This window comes from Pseudonocardia aurantiaca, assembly GCF_039526725.1.
GTDB classification, from domain to species: Bacteria; Actinomycetota; Actinomycetes; order Mycobacteriales; family Pseudonocardiaceae; genus Pseudonocardia; species Pseudonocardia aurantiaca.
This window is the reverse complement of record NZ_BAAAJG010000010.1, coordinates 104,075-129,517: the sequence shown is the minus strand read 5'-3', so window position 1 is coordinate 129,517 and position 25,443 is coordinate 104,075. Positions and strand designations below refer to the sequence as shown.

18 protein-coding genes and 1 pseudogene are annotated in these 25,443 nt (G+C 70.3%); 16 read left to right on the top strand and 3 right to left on the bottom strand.

Going from position 1 to position 25,443, the window contains the following annotated elements:
- Positions 1-261: 261 nt before the first annotated feature.
- On the top strand, positions 262-1,560 hold the full coding sequence (locus ABD143_RS16285) for an acyl-CoA dehydrogenase family protein (RefSeq protein WP_343978307.1): 1,299 nt from the start codon (positions 262-264) through the stop codon (positions 1,558-1,560).
- A 247-nt stretch (positions 1,561-1,807) separates the two neighbouring features.
- Here the strand turns inward: ABD143_RS16285 and ABD143_RS16280 are convergent, their stop codons facing one another.
- Positions 1,808-1,990 (bottom strand): hypothetical protein, encoded by a 183-nt coding sequence (locus ABD143_RS16280; RefSeq protein WP_343978304.1) that lies wholly within the window; start codon positions 1,988-1,990, stop codon positions 1,808-1,810.
- 375 nt (positions 1,991-2,365) lie between these two features.
- Positions 2,366-5,101 carry a winged helix-turn-helix domain-containing protein gene (locus tag ABD143_RS16275; protein ID WP_343978301.1) on the bottom strand — a complete coding sequence of 912 codons (2,736 nt, stop codon included), beginning with the start codon at positions 5,099-5,101 and terminating at the stop codon, positions 2,366-2,368.
- A gap of 393 nt (positions 5,102-5,494) precedes the next feature.
- Between ABD143_RS16275 and ABD143_RS16270 the strand changes: the two genes are divergently transcribed.
- The 9 genes from ABD143_RS16270 (at position 5,495) to phaZ (ending at position 16,246) form a co-directional block, all read left to right on the top strand.
- A complete protein-coding gene (locus ABD143_RS16270) occupies positions 5,495-6,352 on the top strand; it encodes an ATP-grasp domain-containing protein (RefSeq protein ID WP_343978298.1) in 858 nt (285 codons plus the stop codon).
- Entirely contained in the window at positions 6,349-7,542 is a 1,194-nt protein-coding gene (locus tag ABD143_RS16265) for a mannitol dehydrogenase family protein (RefSeq protein ID WP_343978295.1), read from the top strand. Before ABD143_RS16270 ends, ABD143_RS16265 begins: the two co-directional genes overlap by 4 nt.
- 16 nt (positions 7,543-7,558) lie before the next feature.
- On the top strand, positions 7,559-8,431 hold the full coding sequence (locus ABD143_RS16260; protein WP_343978293.1) for an ATP-grasp domain-containing protein: 873 nt from the start codon (positions 7,559-7,561) through the stop codon (positions 8,429-8,431).
- Positions 8,432-9,709 (top strand): MFS transporter, encoded by a 1,278-nt coding sequence (locus tag ABD143_RS16255; RefSeq protein WP_343978290.1) that lies wholly within the window; start codon positions 8,432-8,434, stop codon positions 9,707-9,709.
- A 155-nt stretch (positions 9,710-9,864) separates the two neighbouring features.
- The gene (locus tag ABD143_RS16250) at positions 9,865-10,713 is read left to right on the top strand and encodes a TIGR03620 family F420-dependent LLM class oxidoreductase (RefSeq protein WP_343978287.1); all 849 of its coding nucleotides are present in this window, start codon (positions 9,865-9,867) and stop codon (positions 10,711-10,713) included.
- 185 nt (positions 10,714-10,898) lie between these two features.
- Positions 10,899-12,089, top strand: a complete 1,191-nt coding sequence (locus tag ABD143_RS16245) for an acyl-CoA dehydrogenase family protein (protein WP_343978284.1) — start codon at positions 10,899-10,901, stop codon at positions 12,087-12,089.
- A 29-nt stretch (positions 12,090-12,118) separates the two neighbouring features.
- The gene (locus ABD143_RS16240) at positions 12,119-13,621 is read left to right on the top strand and encodes a long-chain-fatty-acid--CoA ligase (RefSeq protein WP_343978281.1); all 1,503 of its coding nucleotides are present in this window, start codon (positions 12,119-12,121) and stop codon (positions 13,619-13,621) included.
- A complete protein-coding gene (locus ABD143_RS16235; protein ID WP_343978278.1) occupies positions 13,618-15,339 on the top strand; it encodes a PHA/PHB synthase family protein in 1,722 nt (573 codons plus the stop codon). The genes ABD143_RS16240 and ABD143_RS16235 overlap by 4 nt, the downstream gene beginning before the upstream one ends.
- Positions 15,340-15,448: 109 nt before the next feature.
- Positions 15,449-16,246 carry a poly(3-hydroxyalkanoate) depolymerase gene (gene phaZ / locus ABD143_RS16230; RefSeq protein ID WP_343978275.1) on the top strand — a complete coding sequence of 266 codons (798 nt, stop codon included), beginning with the start codon at positions 15,449-15,451 and terminating at the stop codon, positions 16,244-16,246.
- A 57-nt stretch (positions 16,247-16,303) separates the two neighbouring features.
- Here phaZ and ABD143_RS16225 read toward each other — a convergent pair whose 3' ends face one another.
- Positions 16,304-17,566: a PucR family transcriptional regulator gene (locus tag ABD143_RS16225; RefSeq protein WP_343978272.1), complete on the bottom strand. Its 1,263-nt coding sequence runs from the start codon at positions 17,564-17,566 to the stop codon at positions 16,304-16,306.
- A 414-nt stretch (positions 17,567-17,980) separates the two neighbouring features.
- On the opposite strand from ABD143_RS16225, the gene ABD143_RS16220 reads away from it, so the two are divergent.
- From ABD143_RS16220 to ABD143_RS16195, 6 genes and pseudogenes are all read left to right on the top strand, one after another.
- The gene (locus ABD143_RS16220; RefSeq protein WP_343978269.1) at positions 17,981-19,267 is read left to right on the top strand and encodes an acyl-CoA dehydrogenase family protein; all 1,287 of its coding nucleotides are present in this window, start codon (positions 17,981-17,983) and stop codon (positions 19,265-19,267) included.
- 21 nt (positions 19,268-19,288) lie between these two features.
- On the top strand, positions 19,289-20,533 hold the full coding sequence (locus ABD143_RS16215) for a CaiB/BaiF CoA transferase family protein (RefSeq protein WP_343978266.1): 1,245 nt from the start codon (positions 19,289-19,291) through the stop codon (positions 20,531-20,533).
- Positions 20,530-21,333, top strand: coding sequence for a crotonase/enoyl-CoA hydratase family protein (locus tag ABD143_RS16210; protein WP_343978263.1), 804 nt, complete (start codon positions 20,530-20,532; stop codon positions 21,331-21,333). The genes ABD143_RS16215 and ABD143_RS16210 overlap by 4 nt, the downstream gene beginning before the upstream one ends.
- Before the next feature lie 60 nt (positions 21,334-21,393).
- Positions 21,394-23,010 carry a benzoylformate decarboxylase gene (gene mdlC / locus ABD143_RS16205; protein ID WP_343978260.1) on the top strand — a complete coding sequence of 539 codons (1,617 nt, stop codon included), beginning with the start codon at positions 21,394-21,396 and terminating at the stop codon, positions 23,008-23,010.
- A gap of 63 nt (positions 23,011-23,073) precedes the next feature.
- Positions 23,074-23,175 (top strand): annotated as a pseudogene (locus ABD143_RS16200) ((2Fe-2S)-binding protein); the annotation flags it as partial.
- Positions 23,176-23,423: 248 nt separating this feature from the next.
- Positions 23,424-25,430 carry an ABC transporter ATP-binding protein gene (locus ABD143_RS16195; protein ID WP_343978257.1) on the top strand — a complete coding sequence of 669 codons (2,007 nt, stop codon included), beginning with the start codon at positions 23,424-23,426 and terminating at the stop codon, positions 25,428-25,430.
- The last annotated feature ends 13 nt before the right edge of the window (positions 25,431-25,443 follow it).

Sequence of the window (25,443 nt, the reverse complement as noted above, 5' to 3'; positions counted from 1 at the left end):
TGCGATGGGATAAAAGTCGACGAGACCTACTACGCCGCGGAAAAGATCACGGCCGACAGCTACTGGGGCTATGATTGGTCGGGCTGCGAGCCGCTCGCCCCAATGGACATGGCTAAGCCGGTGAGCCCATCCGACTGCGCAACCGATTCGTCCGCTTTGCTCTGCATGGAATGCCCTGCCGAGGTCAGCAGGGCATTCCTCGAATTTCTTGACGACCTCGAACGAGCTTGATCAGCAGGTGACCAGAAAGGGCACGAACACATGGCGTGGGACTTCGAGGTAGACCCTCGGTACGCGGAGCAGCTGGACTGGGTCGAGGAGTTCGTCCGGGATGAGGTGGAGCCCCTCGATGTCGTGCTCGGGAACCCGTACGACAAGACCGACGAGGTGGCGAACGCGATCGTCCATCCACTGCAGAAGACGGTGCGGGAGCGCGGATTGTGGGCCGCCCACCTCGGCCCCGAGCTCGGCGGGCCCGGCTACGGCCAGCTCAAGCTGGCTCTGTTGAATGAGATCCTCGGCCGATCGCGGTGGGCGCCGTCGGTGTTCGGGTGCCAGGCGCCGGACTCCGGCAACGCCGAGATCCTCGCCCGGTTCGGCACCGCGGATCAGAAGGAGCGCTATCTCGAGCCCCTGTTGGACGGTTCGATCTCCTCCTGCTACTCGATGACCGAGCCGCAGGCGGGTGCGGACCCGACGTTGTTCCGGGCCGCTGCTCGGCTCGAGGGCGATTCCTGGGTCCTCAACGGCGAGAAGTGGTTCTCGACCAACGCGCGCTATGCGGCCTTCTTCCTGGTCATGGCGGTTACGGATCCCGGGGCCGCGCCGCACCGCAGCATGAGCATGTTCATCGTCCCGGCTGAGACCCCCGGGGTCGAGATCATCCGGAACGTGGGCCTCGGCTACGAGCCGGCGGGTCACGGCAGCCACGGCTACGTCCGCTACGACGAGGTGCGTGTCCCGGTCGACCACCTGTTGGGGGAGCGCGGTGACGGGTTCGTCATCGCCCAGACCCGGCTCGGTGGCGGTCGCGTGCATCACGCCATGCGGACGATCGGGCGCGCCCGCAAGGCCTTCGACGCGATGTGCGAGCGGGCTCTGTCCCGTGATGTGCGCACCGGTCGGCTGGCCACGCTCGGCGTCGTACAGGAACAGATCGCCGAGAGTTGGATCCAGATCGAGCAGTTCCGCCTGCTCGTCATGCGGACGGCCTGGTTGATCGACAAGCACAACGACTACAAGAAGGTCCGGCGCGATATCGCGGCGGTGAAGGTGGCGATGCCCAAGGTGCTGAGCGACGTGGCCCGGCGGACGCTGCACCTGCACGGGGCGCTGGGTGTGTCGAACGAGATGGACTTCGTCGCGATGATGGTCGACGCCGAGATGCTCGCGCTCGCCGACGGGCCAACCGAGGTCCACCGGGTGACGATCGCCCGTGACGTGCTCGCCGGATACCAGCCGGTCGAGACGCTCTTCCCGAGCGGGCACCTGCCGACCCGTCGGGAGGCCGCGCTGCAGAAGCTGGCCACGGTTCTCCCCGGCGGCTTCAGCGCGTCGTGACCGGAGACTTATTCTCCCTGGACGGCAAGGTCGCCGTGGTCACCAAAGGCAGCCGTTGTTGACACCTCGACGAGATCGACGATGCGACGGCCGACAGCCTGGCCGCTGCTGTCCAGGCTGTCGGAGCACCACAACCGGCGAACCGGCACCCCCGAAGTGCCGTCGCGCTGACTCGAGGATCGCGGTCGTGATCACGTTCTCGGTCATGGTTCTCCTGCCGAGTTGATCGGCGGCAAGCATGGGCTGCTCATCGTCGACGGGACCTGACCTGGAGGTACACGTCGAGCAAGGCGTCGATCTGGGCGAGGCGCTCGGCGACGGCGGCGCGGTGGCGGGGCGAGTTTCGGCCGATCTGCCGCAGCCGGGCCTCGTTCAGCCGGTCACGTGCCGCCGCGAGCTCGTCGAGCACGATGTCCAGGGGATCGGTCACGGGCACGAGGGTGGTCCAGGGAACCTCGGGTCGAGCCGTGGAGTAAGCCATCAGAGCTGCTCCTTGCTTTTGTTGTTGCTGTCCGTCTGTCGCCGTATTGGGCTCGCAACTCTCACCGGCGGCGGGATGAGCGGACATCGCACGGAGCATCACACAGGTGGTGGGATTCAGGTGGTGGGATTCGCGTCGACGCTCGGCGGGAGCGACGGTGTCTAGTGCGGTGGCCACAAACGTCCGCCGGGTCCTCGCGGGCCAGAACGATGCCTCGCCGCGTTGCCCCCGCACCCAAGTACGCCCGGTACGAGGGTGCGGGGGCGCCTTGCGAGGCGCCGTTCTGATCCCGCGATCACCCCGGCAACGTTCGTGGCCACCGCACTAGCCGGCGCGGCGCGGGGCAGGGGCGAGCAGGCCGAGGGTGCGGGCCCGCTCGACGGCCTCGCCCCGTCGATGGGAGCCGAGCTTGTCGTAGAGGTGGCGTATGTGCGTCTTGACGGTGTGCACCGACAGGTGGAGCTGGTCGGCGATCTCCGGCGTGGTGAGGTTCGTCGGCAGGTAGCGCAGGATTCGGGTCTCGCTGGTGCTGAGCGGATTGCGCAGCGGCTCGGGTTCGCCGCCTGATGCCGGCGGCCCGCTGCCGGCGAGCACGTTGCGGATCTCGACGATCAAGGCAGCGTGCGTGCTGCGATGCCCGGGGTGGCGTTCGAGCAGGTCCCGTGCCTCGGGGTGGATGAGGAACGGCCAGAGCAGTCCGTCCGGTTCGGCGAGGTCGAGTGCACGCTCAAGGGCACGCTCGGCGGCAGGCAGGTCGCCGAGCGCGTCGCGAGCGATCGCCTCGAGCAGGAAACCCCGCACCAACCAGAGTGGGTGTGTGGCCGCGGGCCCGGCGAGGACGGGCGCGAGCGCCTTCGTCGCCGCCTGCGGATCGTGCTGGCCGAGCCGTAGCGCCGCCAGTGCGGTGCGCATCTCTGCGGTGTCGCGCTCCTGTTGGTCCATCTCGGCGAGGATCTGTTCGACGCGGTCGGTCGCGCCCAGCCGCACCAGGGTGTGCAGCAGCAATGCGCGCGCATTCGCGGCCAGCCTGGGCGGCATGACGAGTTGGCCGGCCAGCCGCTCGGCGGTTCGGAAAGCGATCAGCGCCTCCTGGTCTCGGCCGCGCGCCATCTCGAGCATGCCGCGGCCATGGTGGAGCATCAGCCCGGCCGCAGGGTCGCTCTCGGTGTGGAGCACGCGTTCCGCTTGTCCGAGCCACCGCGCGGCCTCCTCGAGCCGCCCCTGGGCGATGTACGTACGACCGCGGGCGGCGTAGGCGACGCCGATGATCGGCTCGTCGGTCCAGCCATGCTGCCGGGCCAGCTCGATCGCCTGCCCGCTGCGCTGTGCTGCCAGGGCCGAGGACGAAGTGGCTGCGACCACCGCCCCATGTGCCAGGCCGCTCACCTCGAGGAAGGGACGTCCGATCTGGCGCGCCAGGGCAACGCCTCGCTCGAGGTGGCGCTCGGCGTCATGGAATCGACCGGCCCACGCCTCGGCGATGCCGAGTTGGTTGAGGGTCACCGCAGCCCACTCCTCGCTGAAGTCGACGCGGGGGGAGGTCGCGCCCTCGGCGGGAGCGAGCAGGCGGCAGGATTCTTCGATGACGGCCGGCAGGTTGCCGCGACGACGGGCGAGCATGAGTCGCAGCCGGGCGAGCTGGATCTGGAGGTGTTCGCCGCGCTCGGCGGGCACCGCGGCCGTCGCTCGGCTGGCCACGGCGAATTGCCACTCCGCCTTCTTGAGTGATCCACTCGCCAGTTCGTCGATGACCGCGAGGCCAGCCAGCTCCGGGTCGGTGGCGACCACGCCGGCCGGGAATGCGGCGAGGAGTTGGTGCGCGGTGGCCGTATGTCCGTCGAAGCAGAGGTCGTGCCAGTGGCCGGCGAGAAGCCGGGACGCCAGGTGCCAGTTCTCCGCGACCTGGGCGTGGCGGATGGCCTCGACGGGGTACCCGTGCTGGGCGTACCACTCAGCCGCCGTGGCGTGCAATGCGGGGACATCGCCCGGCGAGGTTCGCCGCAGCTGCAGCTGCAGCATGTCGGCGAACAGCGCGTGGTAGCGGAACCAGGTCCGCTGCGGGTCCAGTGCAACGACGAAGGCGTTGGCCTCTTCCAATTCCTGCAGGGTCCGCTCGCCGCCGGATTCTCCCGTCAGCAGGTCGGCGAGCGGGCCATTGACCCGGTCGAGGATCGAGGTGCGCAGCAGCAGCCGCCGGACCGGCTCGGGCTGGCGGTCGAGCACCTCGGCGAGCAGGTACTCGGCCACGGTGCGCTCGCTGCCGACGAACTCCGCAGCGGCGCGCTCCGGATCGGGGTGCCCGGCCAACTGCAGGGCGGCGAGCCGGAGCCCGGCGGCCCAGCCCTCGGTCCGCTCCAGCAACCGCGCGAGGGCGGACTCGGACAGCTCCGCCCCCGCCGATTGCAGCAGCTCCCGGGCCTCGTCCAGGGTGAAGTACAGATCGGCAGCGCGCAGTTCCGTGAGCTCGCCCGCCAGGCGCAACCGGTGCAGTCCCAGCCGCAGGTCCCGGCGGGTCGTCAGCACGAACCGCAGTTGCTCCGGTGCGCGCAGCAGCAGCAGCGTGAGCTGGTGCAGCACCTCGGCCGGTAGCTCATGCAAGTCGTCAATGACCAGCCAGAGCGGCTCGTCGAGCTCGGCGAGGTCTGCCAGCAGCCGCTCAAGGACCGTCCCGCAGTTCAGCTCCGGCGCCGCCGTCAAGGGACCGATGAGCGCCGCCCCTGGCGTGGTGGCTCGCAGCGCGTCCAGCACCGTGATCCAGAAACGCTGCGCAGCGCATTCTTCGCGTGGCACCGACACCCACCCGGTGCACTCCGTCAGCCCCGCCGCGACGAGCCAGGACCGCAGCAAGAGCGTCTTCCCGCTTCCCGTCGGTGCCGAGATCAGCGTGATCCGCGGGGCGGCGGTCAACCGGTCGAACAGCACAGGGCGTTCGACGATGCCGGCTGTCCTGCGGCGAGTGACGGAGGCATCGGCGGTGTGGAAGCCGTCATCCCGCAGGTGGACGGCGCTCAAGCCCCGGCCGCCTTCGCGGCTCATCACTAAAGTGTGACGAACTCTCACCCTCCTGGCGACCCTGTCACCCCGAAAAACTTGGGCGCATCAGAACCAACGCCGCGTACGCGCCTGGACGCGCCAGGCACTGACAGGGCTGTGACCAGGCTCATCGACAGTGCCGCACCCGGGTCGGAACGGCGAGCAGATCGCAGAAACGCGCGATTAACCAGGATCGCGCGATCCCCACTCATCCCGTCGGGCCGAAGGCTGCACGACACCGACAGCGATGAAGGGAGCGGCGCCATGCTGCAGCACCATCCGATCGACCGCAACCGGAGCCTGGCCCTCGCGGGTGTCTCGCGAGTGAACAACGCACGAAGGCAGGGGATCAGCTCTACGAATCGGAGGGGTGGGGTCTTGGCGCCCGTCCCCGCGCGCCGTCCGCACCACCACGTCCCGATGCCGCCACGGATTTCCCGCGAACCAACGGGCGGCTCGGCACTGCGCATCGGCGTGCTGGTGGAGGATCGTTACTTGGCCCAGCGCGAGCCGGCGGGAACGGTGGATGTGCTGCGGGCGGCGGGTCACGACGTGGACGTGGTGGTCGCGGACCGGCAGGCCGCGGCTCTGGGGGCGTCCGCCGGCGTTGATGTGCTGCTCGGGCGGGGCCGCAGCGCGGCGTTCGTGAGCCTGCTGAGTGCCGCGGAGGCCGCCGGTGTCGCCGTGGTCAATTCGGCGGCGGCGATCGCGGCGGTGGCGAACAAGGCAGGCATGGGCGCCGCGCTCGCGGCCGCGGGGATCCCGGTGCCCCGTACCTGGGTCGGGCCCGTCGAGGCTCTGGCTGCGCGTAGTGACCTGTCGTTCCCTTTGGTGCTCAAGCCCGTGTACGGCGACAACGCGCGTGGGTTGGTCGTGGTCCACTCCCGCGCCCAGCTGGCCGGGCTGTGGTGGCCGGAGCCGGTGGCTCTGGCTCAGAGCTACCACCGCGGGACCGGCCTCGACCTGAAGCTCTACGTGGCCGGTGACCGGGTGTGGGCGGTTCGCCGGCCGTCCCCGATCGACGCCGCCGGGCGCACCCGCCAGATCGCCACCAGCGGGGATGCGATTCCCGTGACACCGGCCTTGGCCGAGCTGGCCCGGCGGTGCGGCGAGGTGTTCGGGCTGCGGCTGTATGGCGTGGACTGCGTGGCCGGTCCGTCGGGGCCGCTGGTGATCGAGGTCAACGACTACCCGACCTACCGCGGGGCGCCAGGCGCTTCCGAGGCGATCGCGGACGTGGTGACCGGATTCGCGTCAAGCCTGGTGGGTGCGGCGTGAACACGGGGCGGGCGGTTGTGGTCGGGGCCGGCCGCATCGGCTGCGGCTACGTCGCCGAGCGGCTGCTCGAGGCGGGGTTCGAGGTCACGCTGGTGGCCCGCACCGCGGAGCGCGCGGAGGCTGTGAACCGGGACGGCGGGGTGCGGGTGGATCTGTTGACCCACGCGGGTGTCCGTGACCGGTTCGTCGGTCCCCTGGAGGCGCTGCCCACTGAGGATGGCCCCGCCGTCACCCGCCGCGTCGCGGAGTCGGCGCTGGTCGTTGTCTCCGTGGGCAGCTCTCAGTTGGCCGACGTGGCCGCGACCATCGCGCCGGGGCTGGCCGCGCACCGTGAGCCGGTCAACGTCCTGGTGGTGGGGAACCAGGCCGACGGGGGACCTCGGCTGCGGGAACTCGTGACGGCTCACGCGCCTGGCGCGGTGGAGCACCACGGCTACGCCGGGGTTCTCGTCGACCGGGTCGTCACCACGCGCCGGGACGCTGCGGACGGCGCGGTGCGGTACGTCGCCGAGGCCCGGATCAACGCCGCGGTCGAGGCGGGGGCGCTGCGGGCGGCCCTGCCCCGTGTCGCCGGGCTGCGTCCGGTGGAGAACTACGGCGCCAACGTGCAGCGCAAGCTGTATGTCTTCAGCGCCGGGCACGCGGCGGCCGCCTACCTCGGTGCACTGCGCGGCCATCGACTCGTCTCCCGCGCCGTGGACGACCCGGACGTGCGCGCCGGCGTCCTCGCAGCGATGGAGGAGGGCCAGGCCGGACTGGCCGCGCGCTACGGCAGCGGCTTCGCCGGCGGGGCGAGCCGGCGGTTTGCCGAACTGGCCCGTTTCGGCCAGGTCGCCCTCGCCGACACCGTCGAGCGGGTGGGCCACGACCCGCTGCGCAAGCTCGGCCCGGACGACAGGATCCTCGGTCCCGCCCTCCTGGCCGCCGAGGCCGGGATCCGCCCGGTGTCCCTGCCCGTCGTCGCCGCCGCCGCCCTCCGGTTCGGCACCGAGAACCCGATGCTCTCGCGCCGGTTGCACCGCGACGGGGTCCCGGCCGTGCTCGAACGCCCCGCCGGGCTGCCCGCGAACAGCCCGCTCACCGGGCTCGTGACCCGCGCCTTCTCGCTCCTGGACCGGAACTGCTCGATCACCAGCGTCCGTGCGGCGCTCGCCGCCGAGATCGACCAGACGCCGCTGCTGGCGTCCTGACGCGAAAGAGGACCTCATGAAGCTTTACTTTCTGCTCGCCCGACGAGTCCCCCCAGTGCCGAGCCCGCTGCTCGTCGACGTCGCCGCCCGGTTGCGGACCCGGGGCTACGAGGTCGAGTCCGGGACCCCCGAGGAGATGCTCGTCGAAGGCGACCGGCTGGCCCCCGCGCACGACCTCTATGTGCTCAAGTCGCACACCGAACTGGCCCTGTCGGTGGCCGCGTCCCTGCATGCGCAGGGGGCTCGCGTGCTGAACCCTGTTCCGGCCACGGCGGTGGCGCACGACAAGGTGCTGGCGGTCCAGCGGCTCCGCGGGGCCGGTGTGCCGGTGCCGCGCACGTTCGTGACCGGTGACGTCCGCCGGCTCTTGGACCTGCTCGAGGAGCGGGGGCCGCTGGTGGTCAAGCCGGTCCGCGGCTACCGCGGCGTCGGGGTGCACGAGGTGTGCACACCACGCGACGTGGTCGCGCTGCCGCCGCTGGACGGCCCGGTGATGGTCCAGGACCTCGTCGCCGGGCCGGGTGTGGACCTCAAGGTCTACGTCGTCGGCGAACTGGTCTGGGCGGTCCGCAAACCGTTCGCGGCGACGAGCTTCTCGCTCCCGGGACGACCGGTCCCGGTGGGATCGGAGATCGAGGCGATCGCCCTGCGCGTGGGCACCGCAAGCGGGCTGGGGCTGTTCGGGATCGACGTCATCGAAAGCCCCGACGGTCCGGTAGTCGTCGACCTCAACGCCTTTCCCGGCTACAAGGGGTGCGAGGGCGTGGCCGGCCCTATGGCCGACTACATCGCCGACTACGCCGAGAACCGGCGCGAGCTCCCGCTGCCCCCGCTGGAAGCGGTCCCCGACGCGGCACCGCTCGCCACCGCCCTCCCGCCGGCGGTCTAGATGCGCCGCCCCGGACCGCTCGCCGCGCTGGTCTGCGAGGGGTTCGCCTCCCGCATCGCGTTCGGCGTGCTCTCGTTCGCCGTGCCGCTCTACGGTCGCTCGCTGGGAATGTCCATCGTCGCGATCGGCGTGCTGGCCTCGCTCGAACCGGTCGTGGCGATCCTGCTCAAACCGGTGCTCGGCCGGCTGGTCGACCGGACCGGGCTGCGTCGCAGCCTGCTCGCCGGGCTCGTGGTGCGCAGCGTTATCGGCCTCGGGTACGTGATGGCCCGCCTACCCTGGCAGCTGTACGCCATCGAGGGTCTTCACGGCGCCTCGGATGCGGTGCGGGACCCGGCGGTGAACGCCCTGATCGCCACGAACGGCGGCGAGAAGGCCGTCGCCTCCGCCTTCGCCTGGTACCAGACGGCCAAGACCACCGCCGGCGCCGCAGGAAGGAGCATCGCCGGGGTCCTGCTGACCTGGGCCGCCGGGGGCAGCTTCGGGCTAGCCTTCATGGTCGCGTTCGCCCTCTCCCTGCTGCCCGTGCTGCCCGTGCTGCTCCTTGTGCCACGCGACTCAGCGGTCCCGCGGCCGGCCCCGGCCGTCGTCCCCGTAAACGCTCCGCCGCGCCCGGCGCCGAGCACCGCCCGCCCACCTGTCGTCCGCTACGCGGGACTCGGCTTCCTCGTCTCCGGCACCTCGTCGATGCTCACCTCGCTGTTTCCCATCCTCGCCACCGAGTACGCCCACCTCACCCCGGCCCAGGCTGGGGCTCTGTACCTGGTCACGCCGGCGTTCGCCTTCACCGGCCCGCTCTGGGGCCGGCTGGCCGACCGGGTCAGCCGCTCCCTCGTCCTGGCCATACGCGGCATCGCCAACGCCGGCTCGGCGCTGCTCTACCTGTTCGCGCCCACCCTGGCCGGCATCTGGGTGGGGAAGAGCATCGACGACCTCGGCAAGGCCGCCTACCGGCCCGCATGGGGCTCCCTCATGGCCGAGATCTCATCCCAGGACCCGAGCAAACGCGGCCGGACCATGGGCTACCTCACCGCAGGCGAGGACGCCGGCAGTGTCGCCGCGCCCCTCCTCGCCAGCCTCCTGTGGACCGGATTCGGTGTCCCTGCGGCGCTGCTCGGACGCATCGGGCTCGCACTGCTCACCGAGGGCTACATGATGTGGCTCGCGCACCACGCCCCACTCACACGAAGCCACCCCGGCGAACCGACGCATCAACCCGGACCGGCACATCGGGAATCTTCGCCGGACCGGGCAGCGCCCGCCGCGGATCCGGCCTGAGCGGCCAACTCGAATCGCACGAGTCGGGTGATGCCGACCTGTGTTCGTCGGCGGAAGCTTCGATGAGCGACGGTGACGAGGCCAGGGGGTGGCGCTGCGGATTCGGCAGCCGACCGCCCACCACGTGCTCTCACGTGCACGTGAGGAGATCATCGATGAGCCACACCGCGACGCCCGTCAACCTCGGCACGATCGGGGTGTTCTACGTCGAGGGGGAGCTGACCCCGGAGGCGGCGGCCGAGGTGGAGCGCCTGGGCTACACGGCGGTATGGATCGCGGGCACGCGCGAAGCGCGCCTCACCATCGTGGAGCGGGTGCTAACGGCGACCGAGACGCTCGCCGTGGCCACCGGCGTCGTGAACATCTGGCATGTCGAAGCGCGCGCTGTGGCAGACACCTACCACCGGCTCGAGGCGGCCTACCCCGGGCGGTTCCTGCTTGGTATCGGCGTGGGGCACCGGGAGCTCGGGACCGACTTCCGCTCCCCGTACCAGGCGCTGGTCGACTACCTGGACGTGTTGGACGAGCGTGGCGTGCCGAAGCAGCGGCGGGTGCTGGCCGCGCTCGGCCCGAGGGTGCTGAAGCTGGCCGCCGAGCGGTCTGCCGGGGCATTCCCGTTTCTGGTGACGCCGGCGTACACCAGGCAGGCGCGCGAGCTGATCGGCCCGGACTCGCTGCTGGCGGTGGAGCACACCGTGACCCTCGGCGACCCGACCAGCACCCGCGCCGCTGGTCGTGCGGCCATCCAGGTCAACCTGGGGCTGGCGAACTACCGGGTCAACCTCACCCGAATGGGCTTCGGCGAAGACGACCTGGCCGATCGAGGTAGCGATGCGCTGGTCGACGCCCTGGTGGCGCAGGGTGACGCGGCGACGGCAGCCGAGCAGCTGCGCAGCCAACTGAACGCCGGCGCCTCACACCTAGTCGCGAATGCGGTCCCGAGCGCTGATCGGCTGCCCATCTTGACCGCGCTAGCTCCCGAACTCGGTGTGGCGGCGCGGTAGCGACACAGCCTGCAGTCCCGGCCGTTGGTCCCGGCGCCCAGTAGGTGTCGACCTGGTTGGTACCGGAACCTGAAGCCAGAGACCTCGTGCATTCCTACTGTTCCGTGTGTGGGCGGGAGCCGTCGCAGAAGCCTGACGGGGCCGTCGCGCGGCGAGAGCCGCCCGACCGCTGGAAGGACCGGGACATGGACCTCACGACGCACATCGGTGACTCGCTCCACACCGACTACTTCCAGCTGCGGGAGGAGTTCACCCCGGAGCAGCTCGAATACCTGCAGCGGGCGAGGGACTTCGTGCAGGGCGAGGTGCTTCCGTCGATCAACGGCTACTGGGAGCGGGCGGAGTTCCCCTGGCCGCTGGTGGAGAAGATGGGCGCGGCCGGGCTGGTCGGCGACGGCATCGCCGGATACGGGTGCCCGGACATGGACGCCCTGTCCGCCGGCCTGATCCACATGGAGATCAACCGAGGCGACGGCAGCCTGGGGACGTTTCTGGGAGTCCAGGCGGGCCTGGCGATGCGCTCGATCGCGATGCTCGGCTCCGAGGAGCAGAAGCAGCGCTGGTTGGCGTCCATGGCTCGGGTGGACAAGCTCGGGGCGTTCGCGCTGACCGAGCCCGACCACGGCTCGGACTCGGTCGGCCTGGAGACATCCGCCCGGCGCGACGGCGACTCGTACGTCATCAACGGGTCGAAGAAGTGGATCGGCAACGGCAGCATCGCCGACGTCGTCGTCGTGTGGGCCCGCGACGTCGCAGACAGTCAGGTCAAGGGCTTCCTGGTCGAGAAGGGGACTCCCGGCTACCGGGCCAGGGTCATCGAGGGCAAGGGCCTGCTGCGGGCGGTCTGGCAGGCCGAGATCGACATGACGGAGATGCGCGTGCCGGCCGAGAACAAGCTGCCCCGCGCCGAGTCCTTCCGCGACTGCGCGGCCGTACTGGCCACCACCCGCGCCACCTGCGCCTGGGCGGCGTTGGGTCATGCGGTCGCCGGGTACGACGCCGCGCTGGCCTACGCCAAGCGACGCACCCAGTTCGGCAAGCCCCTCGTCAGCTTCCAGTTGATCCAGGACCGGCTGGTCAAGATGCTGATGAAGGTCACGGCGATGCAGCTCTACTGCCGGCGGCTGGCCGACCTGGCGCTCGCCGGCCGCGTCGAACCGACCCTCGCGGGCCTGGCCAAGGCACACAACACGAGCACTGCCCGGGTGGTGCTCGCGGAGGCCCGGGATCTGCTCGGGGGCAACGGCATCCTGCTCGACTTCCATGTCGTCCGGCACTTCGCCGACATCGAGGCGATCCACACCTTCGAAGGCACCGAGGCGATGCAGACGCTCATCGTCGGCCGCGACATCACCGGCGTGTCCGCGTTCGCCTGACCGTCGACCCAGCAGGAAGGAGCCGGACCATGGCCAACCTCACCGACAACCTCCTCCGAGCCGCAGCCGAGCAGGCGCAGCGATCGGCGGTCCGCCAGGACGACCTCGTGCTGACCTACGCCGACCTCGACGACCTGTCCGCCCGGGTCGCGGGCCGGCTGCGCAGCCTCGGCGTGGAGCCGGGCGACCGGGTCGGGGTCATGTTGCCCAACGTGGCGGCCTTCCCTGTCCTCTACTACGGCGTGCTGCGCGCCGGCGGCGTCGTCGTCCCGATGAACCCGCTGCTCAAAGGACGCGAGGTCGAGCACTACCTGGGTGACGCGCAGGCGAGGCTGATGTTCGCCTGGACCTGGGCCGCCGCCGAAGCCCGCAGGGGCGCCGACACGGTCGGTGCGCAGATGGTGACCGTCGACGACGACACCCTCCGCGAGGTCGCGCAGTGGACGCGGCAGAGTGCGGTCCCCGACCGTGCCGACGACGACACCGCCGTGATCCTCTACACCTCCGGCACGACAGGGACGTCGAAGGGCGCCGAACTGACCCACGCCAACCTGCGCCGCAACGCTGCGGTCACGGCCGGGCTGTTCGGCTTCGGGCACGAGGACGTGGTGATGGGGTGCCTGCCGCTCTTCCACGCTTTCGGCCAGACCTGCGGGCTCAACTGTGCGGTGGCCACCGGAGCCTGCCTGACGCTGGTCCCGCGGTTCGACCCGGCGACCGCGCTGAAGGTGATCGAACGCGACAAGGTCACGATCTTCGAGGGCGTGCCCACGATGTACGTCGGTCTGCTCGCCCAGGGTGGGGGAACGGCGGACACGTCGACGCTTCAGCTCTGCGTCTCCGGGGGCGCCGCGCTGCCGGTCGACGTGCTGCGTTGCTTCGAGCAGACCTTCGGAGCGACGATCCTCGAGGGCTACGGGCTGTCCGAGACCTCACCGGTGGCCACGTTCAACCGGGCCGACCACCACAAGCCGGGCTCGATCGGGCTGCCGGTCGACGGCGTCGACCTGAATCTCGTCGACGACGGGGGAGAGGAGGTCGAGCCGGGCGAGGTCGGTGAGATCGCGATCCGAGGCCACAACGTGATGAAGGGCTACTGGCAGCAGCCGGACGCGACCGCCGACGCGATCAGGGACGGCTGGTTCCGCACCGGTGACATGGCCCGGCGGGACGAGGACGGCTTCTACTTCATCGTGGACCGGAAGAAGGACCTGATCATCAGGGGTGGCTACAACGTCTACCCCCGCGAGATCGAGGAAGTGTTCTACGAGCACCCGGCGGTGCTGTATGCGGCCGTCATCGGGATCCCGCACCCCACGCACGGGGAGGAGGTGGTCGCGGCCGTGGAGCTGCGGCCCGGTGCCGTCGCGACCGCCGAGGAGTTGCGCGCCTACGTCAAGGCGCGTGTGGCCGCGTACAAATACCCCCGGCATGTATGGCTCACCGACGCGATGCCCATCGGCCCGACCGGCAAGATCCTCAAGCGGGCGATCGAGGTCCCGCCCGATGTGAAGGCCACGGTGCCGTCATGACCGTCGAGTCGAGGAGGTCCGTCGCCGGCGGCGGCGCCGACGTCGGCGACCGGACGGGCGCCCTGGACCTGCTGCTCACCGATGCCGCGCTCGGCTCGTCCCGCCGGTTCTTCCCCGGCGCGTCCGGGCTGCGGTTCGCAGGCGCGCTGGCCCGCCGGCCGCGGTGGCTGGCCGGCCGGGTGGCGGGTCTCGCGGCCGAACTCGGCCGGATCGTGATCGGGACGTCGGACGTGGCGCCCTCGCGGCGGGACCGCCGTTTCGCCGACCCCGCCTGGACGCAGAACCCGCTGTTGCGGCGAGTGGTCCAGGCCTACGTCGTCACCGGGAACACCGCCGAAGGGCTGGTCGAGGACGTGCCTCTCGGCCGGCGCGACACCGAGCGGATCAGCTTCGTCACGAGCAATCTCGTCGAGGCGCTCGCGCCGAGCAACAACCCCCTGCTCAGCCCCGTCGCGTGGAAGGCGGCGATCGACTCGGGCGGGGGGAGCGTGGTCGCCGGTACGGGCCACCTGGTGCGCGACATCGCGAGCCCGCCCCGGGTGCCGTCGATGGTGCCGCCGGATGCGTTCGAGGTGGGGGTCGACCTCGGGCTGACGCCCGGCGGGGTCGTGCTGCGTACCCCGGTGTTCGAGCTCATCCAGTACCGCCCGCAGACCCCGTTCGTCCGGAGCACGCCGCTCCTGGTAGTCCCGCCGACGATCAACAAGTACTACATCCTCGACATCGCGCCGGGCCGGAGCATGGTCGAGTACCTGGTCCGTCAGGGGCACCAGGTCTTCGTCGTGTCCTGGCGCAACCCGGACGCTCGGCACGGCCGGTGGGGCGCGGACACCTACTGCCAGGCGATCCTCGACGCCTCGGCGACGGCGAGGGACATCGCCGGTACGGATGCGCTCCATCTGATGGGGGCGTGCTCGGGTGGCATCCTCGCGAGCATGGCGTTGGCGCACCTCGCGCAGATCGGCCAGCAGCATCGGATTGCAGGGGTCACGTTGCTGGTCACCCTGCTGGACCAGGCACCAGCCGGCACCGCGGGCGCGGTGGTCGACGAGACGACCGCGGAGGCCGCCGTCGCGGTCTCCCGGGCCAGGGGCTACCTGGACGGGCGCACGCTCGCCGAGGCATTCGCCTGGCTGCGCCCGGGCGACCTGATCTGGAACTACTGGGTGAACAACTACCTCGAGGGCAAGCGCCCGCCTGCCTTCGACCTCCTGTACTGGAACGCCGACACCACGCGGATGACCGCGCGGCTGCACCGCGACTTCGTGCGCATCGCGATGCGCAACGCCCTGACCCGCCCCGGGGGCGCCGCAATCCTGGGCACGGACATCGATCTGGCGAAGGTCACCGTGGACTCGTACGTGGTTGCCGGCATCGCCGATCACATCTGCCCGTGGCAGTCGTGTTACCGCAGCACGCAGCTGCTCGGCGGGCGGAGCCGCTTCGTGCTCTCTACCAACGGGCACATCGCGGCGCTGGTGAACCCGCCGAGCAATCCGAAGTCCAGCTACCAGACCACGGCGGACGACGCCGGTAATCCGCCTGACCCGAGGGACTGGCTCGAAGTCGCGAAAACAGAGCAGGGCTCGTGGTGGCCGGACTTCTCGGCGTGGCTCGCCGACCGCTCCGGCGCGGAGAAGCTCGCACCTGACGGGCTCGGGAGCACTCGGTTCAATGAGCTGGGGTCGGCGCCGGGCAGCTACGTACTGGATCGATGAGCGAGCCTGCGAGCGAATCATCAACACAGCGCCCGCGCGAAGCGCCGGCCGAGCGTCAGCGAGGACGAGCGATGAGCGAATCCCCGGCGAAGTGGATCGGCGGTGGCCGATGGACAGGGTGCGCATGGTGACCGTCGGACGGCAGCGGCTGCGGGTCGCGGTCCGGCCGGGCACGGGGAGCGCACCGCCCCTGCTGCTCTGCAACGGCATCGGTCTCCCGCTCGAGGTGTGGACCCCGTTCCTCGAGGCGCTGGACCCGGCGCTGGAGGTCGTCCGGTTCGACGTCCCGGGAGTGGGGGGCTCGCCGTTGGGACCCTTGCCGCATCGCTTCTCCACCCTCGCCCGGCTCGCCGTCCGGATGCTCGACGTGCTCGGCTACGAACGGTTCGACGTGCTGGGTGTCTCGTGGGGTGGTGCACTCGCCCAGCAGCTCGCCTTCCACAACCCGCACCAATGCCGGCGGGTGGTGCTGGTGGCCACTGCCACCGGGATGCTGATGGTTCCGGCGAGCCCGCACGTGCTGCTGAAGCTGGTGACACCGCGACGGCATCGGGACTCGGGATACGCCCGCGCGGTGGCGGGCGAGGTCTACGGCGGCAGCGTGCGTGACCGGCCCGAGCTCGTCGAGCGCATGATCCTGGCGCACGACCGCCCGGCGTCGGGGCGTGGCTACCTGTACCAGCTGGCCACCGGGTGGGGCTGGACCAGCCTTCCGTTCCTGCCGTTGATCCGGCAGCCGACCCTGGTGCTGGCGGGGGACGACGACCCGGTCATCCCGCTGGTCAACGCCCGCGTCATGGCCGGCCTGCTGCCTGCCGCGAAGCTCCACGTCTACCACGACGGGCACCTCGGGATCCTCACTCGTGCCGACGAACTCGCCGCGATGGTGACGCGCTTCCTGCGCTGACGATCGGCCGTGCGCGCGGAGGCGATCGCACCGTGGTGCTGCGTGTCGCTGCGGTGGTCACTTCCCCACAGGTCGCAGCACCACCGATCCGAGGTAATGACAGATTCGCAGAGCCAGCTCCAGATCGCTGCGCCGGTCCTGGGTCGGGCGGCCGACCGCCTCCTGCGCTTTGCGGATCCGGTACTGGACTGTGTTCTTGTGTATCGCGAGACGTTCCGCGGCGGTTTGGTAGCTGCCGTTCGCGGCCAGGAAGACCCGCGTCGTTTCGCGGAGTCGTCCGGTCGGCTCGTCGTCGTTGGCCAGCTCACCGAGGACGAGCCACACCCAGCCCCGGGTGGCTTCCAGATCGGCGGACAGCAGTGCGATCGGGCCGACCTCGGCGAAGGTGGTGACCTGGGTGCCGGGGCGGGCCGCGACGGCGACATCTTGCGCCCGCAGGGCCTGCCGGTGCGTCTGCCGGAAGCCGTCGACCCCGGCTGCTGGATCGCCGATCGCGACGCGCGCCGTCGAACCATGGGCCGCGACGGCTCTGGTCAGCCGCTCCCACGTGACGTACTTGTCGCTTCCCATGGGGAGCCATGACCAGGCTGCCGATTCGTCGCACGGCACGTACAACGGCCTTCCCCGGCAGTTCAGCTCGTCGGCGAGGGCGGCGCTGAGCCGGTCGAGCCTGGTCAGCGCTTCGCCACTCGAACTCGCCTCGGGCATCCAGGCGATGAGCCCCACGTGGTGTTGATTCAGCCGATAACCCAGCGCCGCCTCGATCCGGTTCACGTCGACCCGCTCGTGGTCGAGTAGCGCCCGCACGCGGACCGCCCGGACCGCCCCCTGGGTCAACAGCCAGCGATCCCGTTCGTGCTGGTAGGCCGAGATCATCTGTTCCGAGACCCGGTCGATGTACCTGAAGCTCAGCTCGAGCAGACGGCCGATGAGCGCGCGGGCCACGACGGCGTCGTCGGTCTGTTGCGGGACCTCGTCCAGACACCACTGCAGGAACTGGGCGTGACCGATGCGGTAGGCCCGGACCAGGGCGTGCAGGGGTATGCCGCGCTGGGCGACGCGCCGGGCGTACTCGATCGCGGCTGCGGGGGCGTCGAGGGTGTCCAGCGCCATCCCGTGCTCGATGACATCGAGCAGCGTGGCCACGTTGGCCTCGACGCTTGCGGCGAGCAGGCTCACCAGCGCGTCGTCGACCTTGAGCTCGGGGATCTCGATGATCAGGCGCCGCCAGACGTCCTGGCTGACGACGGCGAGCCGCAGCTTCACGGCCGCCGCCGCGACCGCGAGCCGCCGGTCGACGGGGAGGCTCACGCCGTCCACCGGGGCATCATAGGGCGTTCTGCTGCGAGACGACCGAACCAAATCCGGCCGGCGCACGCCCCGGTGACCGCATCGTGGGAAGGGGCAGCGGGCGCTGGGATCGGGCTGATTTGACGGGCGGCCGCGGAGTTCCCGTTGTGCGGTGAACACCAATCGGCTCCGAAACCCGTGCCCGCGGCACGGTGGCAGCCCGCATCGCCATGCATACCGTGCTGTGCGAGGCCGCGATGATGCAGCAACCGTCACCCAGTGCCGTCAAGGGCACCCGGCCGCCGTGCCGCACAAACAGAAGTCGCTATCCCCCACCGGGCAGCGGGCAGGCGAACGGGCGGTGGCACCCCCTCACGCACGACCTGGCGAGAGGGGCGACCTGTACCACAACGGGCCCGGGGAATGATCGGAGAAGTTACGAGGATGACTGCGACACAGCCGCCCGCCGCCAACTCGGAGTCGGGCACTACCACAACGGTCGATCCGGCCACCAACGGGAAGCCGGTCGTTGAGCCGCCCGTACTGGGCGGCCCCGCGCACACGGACTACTACCTGCTCGACGACCTGCTGACCGACGAGCAGCGGGCTTTGCGCCGGCGGGTTCGTAGCTTCATGGACCGGGAGGTTCTCCCGATCATCGACCCGTACTGGGAACGCGCGGAGTTCCCGCACGAGCTGGTTCCCAAGCTGGCGGAACTCGGAATCGCGGGTTTCCAGATCCCGGGTTACGGATCCCCGGGGATGAGCAATGTGACGGCCGGGCTCGTTATTCTGGAGCTGGCCCGCGGCGACCTGAGCATCTCCACGTTCGCCGGGGTGCATTCGGCGCTGGCCATGATGTCGATCGCGCTGCTGGGTTCGGAGGAGCAGAAGCAGCGGTTCCTGCCGCCGATGGCGCGCCTGGAGAAGGTCGGCGCATTCGGACTGACCGAACCCGCACACGGAACGGACGTGGTCGTGCTGGAGACGACCGCCCGCCGCGACGGCGACTCGTACGTGCTCAACGGGCACAAGCGCTGGATCGGCAACGCGACCTTCGCCGACTACTCGATCATCTGGGCGCGCGGGGACGACGGGCACGTCGGCGGGTACGTGGTCGAGAAGGGCACGCCGGGGTTCGAGTCGAAGGCCATCGCCGGCAAGACGGCGCTGCGTTGCGTGCAGAACGCCCAGATCTCGCTGACCGACGTCCGCGTGCCCGCCGAGAACCGCCTGGCGGGCTCCCACACCTTCCGCGACACGGAGAAGGTGCTGATGGCCTCGCGTTTCTGCGTTGCCTGGGAGGCGATCGGCGCCGCGATCGCCGGGTACGAGACTGCGCTGGCCTACACCCAGCAGCGCCACCAGTTCGGCATGCCCCTGACGAGCTTCCAGCTCGTCCAGTATCGGCTGTCGCAGATGCTGGCCGACATCACCGCCATGCTGTTCATGACTCGGCGGCTCAGCCAGCTCCTGGACGAGGGCAAGGCGACGATGCCCGAGGTGGCGCTGGCCAAGATGCACAACACACAGCGCGCACGCGCCATCCTCGCCGATGCCCGCGATCTCCTCGGCGGCAACGGCATCGTGCTCGACTACCACGTCGCCAGGCACCTGTGCGACATCGAGGCGATCGACACCTACGAGGGCACCGACACGGTGCAGGCGCTGATCGTCGGCCGCGACATCACCGGGAAGAACGCGTTCGTTCCCGTTCCCCAGCCTCGCTGAAGCCGAGCAGAAGGAATCACCATGGAGAACACCCCCCTGCTGGACGGGCTGCGCGTCGTCGATCTCGCGAGCTGGATCGCCGGGCCCGCCGCTGCCACCGTGCTGGGCGACTTCGGCGCCGACGTGGTCAAGGTGGAACCGCCGGTCGTCGGCGACGCCTACCGCGCCTTCAGCCGATTTCCCCCCAATCCCGAGGTCGACGGCATCAACTACACCTGGCAGCTCGAGAACCGCAACAAGCGCAGCATCGAGCTGAACCTGAAGTCCCCCAACGCCCGCGCGGTGCTCGAGCGGCTGGTGCGGTGGGCCGATGTGCTGGTGACGAACTTCCCGCCGCCGGCCCGGGCCAGGCTGGGGCTGGACTACGAGGACCTGGAACAGCTCAACCCGCGCCTGATCTACGCCGACATCACCGGCTTCGGCGAGACCGGGCCCGACGCCGACAAGCCCGGCTTCGATGTCACGGCGTATTGGGCGCGCAGCGGCCTGATGGACATGACCCGCCAGGGCACGGCTCCGCCGGCGCTGAACGTCTTCGGGGCGGGTGACCATGCGACGGCGATCAGCCTGTTCGCCGGGGTCATGACGGCGCTCTACCGCCGGGAGAAGACCGGCCGGGGCGCGCGGGTCACCGCGTCACTGATCGCCGAAGGAGCGTGGGGGGCGGGCTGCTGGCTGTCGGCCGTGCTGGCCGGCGCGAGCAACCCCCGGCCGCTCGACCGGCGCGACCCGCCCAACGCGCTGGGCAACACCTACCGCACCGCGGACGACCGCTGGCTGCTGCTGGCCTTCGCCAACGAGGACAAGGAGGTCCCCCTCTTCCTCAAGGCCATCGGCCACCCCGAGGCGGCCGACAATCCCCACTTCAAGGACTCCGCGAGCCGCCACGCGCACGCGGCCGAGATCGTCGCGCTGCTGGACGAGACGTTCGCGACCCGGCCGCTGGCGCAGTGGCGTGAGGTGCTGGACGGCGCCGGCCTCACCTACGGGGTCGTCCAGACCCTCGAGGAGGCCGCCCACGACCCCCAGTTCGTCGCCGACGGGGTGTTCGTTCCCGTCGACGACGGCGGCACCGACGGCGGCACCGAGTCCTATCTGACGATCGACAGCCCCGTGCGGCTGGACCAGGAGCAGAAGGTTCGCCCACGCCGCGCCCCCGAGCTGGGCGAACACACCCAGGCCGTGCTGAGCGAGATCGGTTTCGACACTACCGAGATCAAGGACCTGGCGAGTGCCGGGACGATTCGACTCCGAGGCGACGCATGAGCGACCCACAGGCCACCGGCGCGGTGTCGACCTGCGACGACGGCCCGGTGCAGACCCGGGAACTCCACGGCATCCTCGTGATCACCATCAACCGGCCGAAGGTGCGCAACGCCGTCGACGGCGCCACCGCCCGGGCGCTGGCCGACGCTTTCGACCAGCTCGACGCCCGCGACGACCTCGCGGTCGGCGTGCTCACGGGCGCGGGCGGCGCGTTCAGCGCGGGGATGGACCTCAAGGCCTATGCGGCGGGAGACACCCCCATCATCCCCGGCCGGGGGTTCGCCGGCTTGACCCGGGCTCGCCCGCGGGCCCCGCTCATTGCCGCCGTCGAGGGCTGGGCGATCGGTGGTGGCACCGAGATGGCACTTGCCTGCGACCTGATCGTCGCCGCGCAGGACGCCACGTTCGGCCTGTTCGAGGTCACCCACGGCCTGGTCCCTCCCGAGGGCGGCATCGTGCGGCTGCCCGAACGCATCCCCCGCAACATCGCGATGGAACTGCTGCTCACCGGTGATCCGCTGACCGCCCTGCGGGCCGCGCAGCTGGGCCTGGTGAACCACCTCACCGCCCCCGGCGAGGCCCTCGACCGTGCCGTGGAACTGGCCACCCGGATCGCGTGCAACGCCCCGCTGGCCGTGCGGGCCGTCAAACGCGCCGTGACCGAACGCACCGCCTTCGACGACCAGGACGCCTTCGCTGAGCAGGACCGGATCGTCGCCCCGGTCCTGGCGTCCCAGGATGCCCAGGAGGGAGCCCGCGCGTTCGCCGAGAAGCGCCCGCCCCGCTGGCAGGGCCGCTGACGGCGACGACTGCGCGACCGCCGAAGCAGCCACCGTCTTCGAACTGGAGTAATCGATCACATGAGCACACCGACGTCCGTCCACGACGCCACCTACGACCTGCTCCGCAGGCTCGGACTGACGACAGTCTTCGGAAATCCCGGCTCGACGGAACAGACGTTCCTGAAGGACTTTCCCGACGACTTCACCTACATCCTGGCGCTCCAGGAAGCGTCGGTGGTGGCGATGGCCGACGCGTACTCGCAGGTCACCGGCAAGCCGGCCCTGGTGAACGTCCACACCGCAGCCGGCACCGGGAACGCCATGGGAAGTCTGATCGCGGCCTACGACGCCAAGACCCCTCTGATCATCACCGCCGGCCAGCAGCATCGGGAAATGGTGATCAGCGAGCCCTATCTGGCCAACCGCGACGAGACCATGCTGCCCAGACCGTGGGTGAAGTGGGCCTACCAGCCGGCGCGCGCCGAGGATGTTCCCGCCGCGTTCATGCGGGCCTATGCGACCGCTCTGCAGCCCCCGGCCGGTCCGGTGTTCCTGTCCATCCCGCTCGACGACTGGGTGAAGCCGGCCCTCGGGCCGGCACTGGTGCGGGAGGTCAGTCACCGGGTGGCGCCCGACGTCGCTCGGCTGGCGCAGTTCGCGGAGCGGATCGACAACAGCAGCCGCCCCGCTCTCGTCTTCGGCCCGGAGGTCGACCGCAGCGGCGGATGGGACTGCGCCGTCGCGCTCGCGGAGAAGCTGCAAGCGGCGGTGTACGGCTCGTCGCCGCTCGCCGACCGTGTGTCCTTCCCCGAGGACCACCCGCTCTACCAGGGCAACCTGCCGATGACCATCGCCGGGGTGAGTGAGCAGCTCACCGGGCACGATCTCGTGGTCGTCATCGGCGCGCCGGTCTTCCGCTACTACCCGTTCGTGCCCGGTCGCTACCTGCCGGAGGGGACCGAACTCCTGCACGTGACCTGCGATCCCGACACCGCGGCCTACGCCAACTCAGGCGACAGTCTGCTGGGCGATGCGAAACTGACGATCGATCTTCTGATCGACAAGGTCGACAGCCAGTCCGGCCGGGTGGCGCCGACTCCGCTGTCGTGGCCGCACCGCTTGCCGAGCAGCCCGAGCACTCCGTTGACCCCCGCCGAGGCCTACGCGGCTCTGCGGGACGTGCGACCGGCGGACGCCGTCATCGTCAACGAGTCCACGTCCACCATGGCCGTACAGGCCGAATGGCTGCCCACGGTGCGGTCCGGGTCGTTCTTCACCACCGGAAGCGGCGGAATCGGATGGGGTGTGCCGGGTGCGGTGGGTGTCGCGCTGGGTGATCGCGCCCGGGGAACCCAGCGGACCGTCATCGCCACCATCGGGGACGGCTCGTTCCAGTATTCGATTCAAGCGATCTGGACTGCCGCCCGGCACAAGCTGCCCATCGTCTTCGTGGTCTTCCGGAACGGCGAGTACTCCATCCTCAAGTCGTTCGCGGAGCTCGAGCAGGCGCCTGGCGTGCCGGGACTCGATCTGCCCGGGCTGGACATCGCATCCGTCGCCAAGGGGTTCGGTTGCCGGGCCGCCCACGCGGAGACAGCCGACGACATCAGGATCCAGTTCAAGATCGCGACCGAGGCGGACGGGCCGACGGTCATCTTGGTCCCCACCCAGCCGCAGTACGCCAGGCTGGGTTGAGGTGCTGAAAGTGCGGGGGCGAGTGAACAATTGTAGAAGCCGGTTGAGCCGCGACGCGGCGAGATGGAGTTGGAGATCTCGCTGCGGGTGGACGGAACGCGACACCGACTGGTCGTGGATACCCGGACCACGTTGCTGGACGCGTTGCGCGAGCGGTTGGGCATCAAGTAGTTGGGCGCGTATGTGTGTGCAGAGCCTGCGACCACGTCCAGCCGACCCCCATGCACCCCAGGCTCTGCACACATCCACGCACCGGCCGCCGCCGTGAGATGAACATCAGAGCAAGCCCAGTTAAGATCCAACAGCCCTCATGTGCACCTCACGGCCCACGGGCGAGCGTCCCTCCTGGGCTCCTCGTGGGTAGGGGCAGCGATCGTCACATGCCACGGTGATCCAGGGCTAGGGTCGGCGCCATGGAGTCCGACCGGCTGGGTCGGCGGGTGTGGTCACTCTTCACCCCTTACCGGACGAGTCTGGTGGTCATTGCCGCAGCCGTTCTGCTGAGCAGCGGGCTGGGGATCATCACCCCGTTCCTCACGCAGGCCGCGTTCGACCGTGCGCTCTTTCCGGTGGACGGCAGCGGCGTGCACCTCACGCTGCTGGCGTGGCTCGTGGGCGGGATGGTCGCCGTGCCTGTCGTGTCGGCCCTGATCGGGGTCTACCAGACCTACCGGACCACGTTGCTGGGCAACCGCGTGATGGCCGACCTACGCGGGCGGCTGTTCGAGCACCTGCAGCGGATGGACATGGCCTTCTTCACCGCGACGCGGACCGGGACGATCCAGTCGCGGCTCGCGAACGACGTCGGCGGCGTGCAGTCGGTGCTGTCGGAGACCGCGAGCTCGATCCTCGGCAACGTCGTGACGGTCGTGGCCGCGCTGGTCGCGATGGTCCTGCTGAGCTGGCAGCTGACGCTCGTCGCGGTGGCGATGACGCCTCTGTTCCTGCTGCTCCAGGTGCGGGTGGGGCGGGTCAGGCGCAAGCTCGCCGGGCGGACCCAGGAGTCGCTGTCGGACATGACGGCGATCACCCAGGAGTCGTTGTCGGTGTCCGGGGTGTTGCTGGCCAAGGTGTTCAACCGGCAGGCCTACGAGGTGGCGCGCTACCGCGAGGAGAACACCCGCCAGGTCGACCTGCAGGTGCGCCAGGCGATGTCGGGACAGTCGTTCTTCGCCGTGGTGCAGACGTTCATGGGCATCACCCCGGCGCTGGTCTACCTCGTGGCCGGGTTCCTCATCGCCGCGGGGATCGGGGTCAGCGCCGGCACCATCGTCGCGTTCAGCACCCTGCAGTCGCGGTTGCTCTTCCCCACGGTGAACCTGCTGCGCGTCTCGCTGGACGTCCAGACCTCGCTGGCGCTCTTCGCCAGGATCTTCGCCTACCTGGACATGCGGCCGCGGATCGTGGACGCGCCGGACGCGCGCACGCTCGAGACCGCCACCGTCAGCGGGGGCGTCGAGCTGGACCGCGTGTGGTTCGCCTATCCGCCCGCCCCCGCGCCGGATGCCGCGACGGACACGGCACCGGCGGCAGACCGGACGCGGAGCAACGGGGCCGGTGGCGATGGCCGGGGTACGTGGGCCGTCCGCGACGTCTCCTTCACCGTCGAACCGGGGCAGCTGGCCGCGATCGTCGGGCCGAGCGGGTCGGGCAAGACGACGATCTCCTACCTCGTCCCACGGCTCTACGACGTCGACCGCGGTCGGGTGTTGCTCGACGGGCGCGACGTCCGCGGGCTCACGCAGGCCTCGGTGGCGGACGCTATCGGCATGGTCACGCAGGACACGTACCTGCTGCACTCCACGGTCCGCGACAACATCCGGTACGCGAAGCCCGACGCCGACCAGTCGGAGATCGAGGAGGCCGCCAGAGCGGCCAACATCCACGACCGCATCCTGTCCTTCGCCGACGGCTATGACACGGTGGTGGGCGAGCGTGGCTACCGGCTCTCCGGCGGGGAGAAACAGCGGCTCGCGATCGCGCGGGTACTGCTGAAGGACCCGCCAATCCTCATCCTCGACGAGGCCACCAGCGCGCTGGACACCACCAGCGAGCGGCTGGTGCAGCAGGCGCTGGAGAACGCGACGAGGCGGCGCACCACGATCGCCATCGCGCACCGGCTCTCCACCATCCTCGGCGCCGATCTGATCCTCGCCGTGGAGGCGGGCCGGGTGGTCGAGCGCGGCACGCACGCCGAACTGCTCGCGACGAACGGCCTGTACGCCCGCCTCTACACCGAGCAGTTCGCCGGCGGGAAGGTCGAGGCGCGCTGCGCCGACGGCGTGCTCTTCAGCGACGGGACGGCGCTGGTCGCCGGACCCGGACGCACGGATGGCGCGACCGCTCGGGAAGTGCAGGACGGCCGGGCCACACGACCGCCGGACCACGGCGTTCGATGGCCTGCCGGGGAGCAAGAGTGACGAGCAGTCCCGA